The organism is Candidatus Magnetaquicoccus inordinatus, from assembly GCF_004217665.1.
Taxonomy (GTDB): Bacteria; Pseudomonadota; Magnetococcia; order Magnetococcales; family Magnetaquicoccaceae; genus Magnetaquicoccus; species Magnetaquicoccus inordinatus.
Genome location: NZ_RXIU01000422.1, coordinates 1 through 1523, shown reverse-complemented (window position 1 = coordinate 1523; position 1523 = coordinate 1). Strand labels below are relative to the sequence as shown.

The following is a 1523-nucleotide window of genomic DNA, read 5'->3' as shown; positions in this document are numbered from 1 at the left end:
GATACCAGCGTTTGCAGAGTCAATACAGGAGCAGCAGGAATGAACGGTCAAGTGGTGGAGCTGCTTTGGGTCGCAGCTATGTTCTGATTTCTCAGGAGTGCAATGCCCTTGTCCCTGTAAGCATGTGTAGCCGCACTCGCGATGCCAACCATGATTTTCTCAGATAGCAATGCTAAGGATTTAACATCCCAATCCTCTGGAATCACCCCAACCTCAGTCTGCTTGTACCCAGGTCTCACTTCCATACGAACCTCAATCTGTTCATTCATGGTCTTCACCGCTGTTGTCGCCTAAAGCCCTGACCCTACTCTGCGCGGTGAGCACCTGAAGTTGGTTTTATCAATCCACTTTCTGGGCGTCAGATGAAAACTGTTCAGTCCAGCCTCTTTTTTTAAAGGTCTCAAATTCGCCACCTTTAAAATCATTTCCACACAAACCCCATTTTGGCCAAGTGTTCATCCACACGAGCAGACAGACTCTCCACCTCACCCGCCAGTTGGGGCAGTGGTGTGGCGTAGCGTTCAGTCAACTGACGGATACGACCGGTGAGTGCCTGACTCACCCGGTCCAGTTCACTCTGGACCCGTGCGGCCAGAGTTGCCAACCATTTGTCCTCCACCACCAGACTCTTGACCTCAGCTTCGGTCAATTGGCTGTATTTTGCAGACACTTTAAGTTCAAGAGCCTTCTGGGCCTCCCTTACCTTGCGTGTGGCAGCGGATTCTTTCTCCATCCATCCCAGATACGCTTCCAGGACTTTACGTTCTTCTGCTGCCTCCCGGTCTCTCAGGATGGCTTTGTGGCGGTCCTTCACACTCTTGGCGGTCAGTTTACCCGCATCCGTTTTGGCTTCAGCCAACAAACCCTCTTCACCGCCTTGTTCCTCTTCCATCTCCTCCATCTGGCGACTGATGGCATCCCGGTCGGCTTCCAGGTTCTCAATCGCCGCTTGTTCCTTGGCAAAATAGCGGTGAATGATAAGTGATTGTGGAAGCAGGTCCGTGTTGGGTTTGCCATCCTGCATGGCTCTCCAACCGTCAGCCACAATCATCCACACGTCATCCTGCATGGTCTCAGCCCAATAATCCATCAGATGCTGGTAGACGTTGTAGGCATCTATCAATGAGGAGACCCGTTGCGCCGTGCGGAAGGTTTCCAGAAGGTTTTCTGAAAGGGTTTCAATCAGTGCCTTGGGTCGGTCGCTCTGTTTGATGCCGGTCAGAAGAGGGGTGTTGGCTGCTTTCCAGTTGGAGAAGAGTTGCGTGACCTGTTGGTTGAAGGTGGCAAATTCTGGATTGTCAAAGATGGTGGCTTTGACCTGACCCGCATCAACCTTGGGTTGGCTGTATCCCGGACGACCGGGAACGTCTGCAAACAGAATCCCCCGCAGTGTGGGAAAGACCCTCCAATAGGCAGAGAGTCCATCAATGTCCCGGTTGGGGATACCGCCCCATATGCGCTAACATGTTTTCCCCGATACAGCCATTTGTCGCTTACGTTTTCGCGGTGATTCTGCCAGTTGG

2 protein-coding genes are annotated in these 1523 nt (G+C 52.4%); both read right to left on the bottom strand.

The features are described 5' to 3' along the window. Nucleotides 1-47 precede the first annotated feature (47 nt). Entirely contained in the window at nucleotides 48-269 is a 222-nt protein-coding gene (locus EJP87_RS16220) for a hypothetical protein (RefSeq protein ID WP_130472885.1), read from the bottom strand. Nucleotides 270-421: 152 nt separating this feature from the next. After that, entirely contained in the window at nucleotides 422-1051 is a 630-nt protein-coding gene (locus EJP87_RS16210; protein WP_130472884.1) for a hypothetical protein, read from the bottom strand. Between the last annotated feature and the right edge of the window lie 472 nt (nucleotides 1052-1523).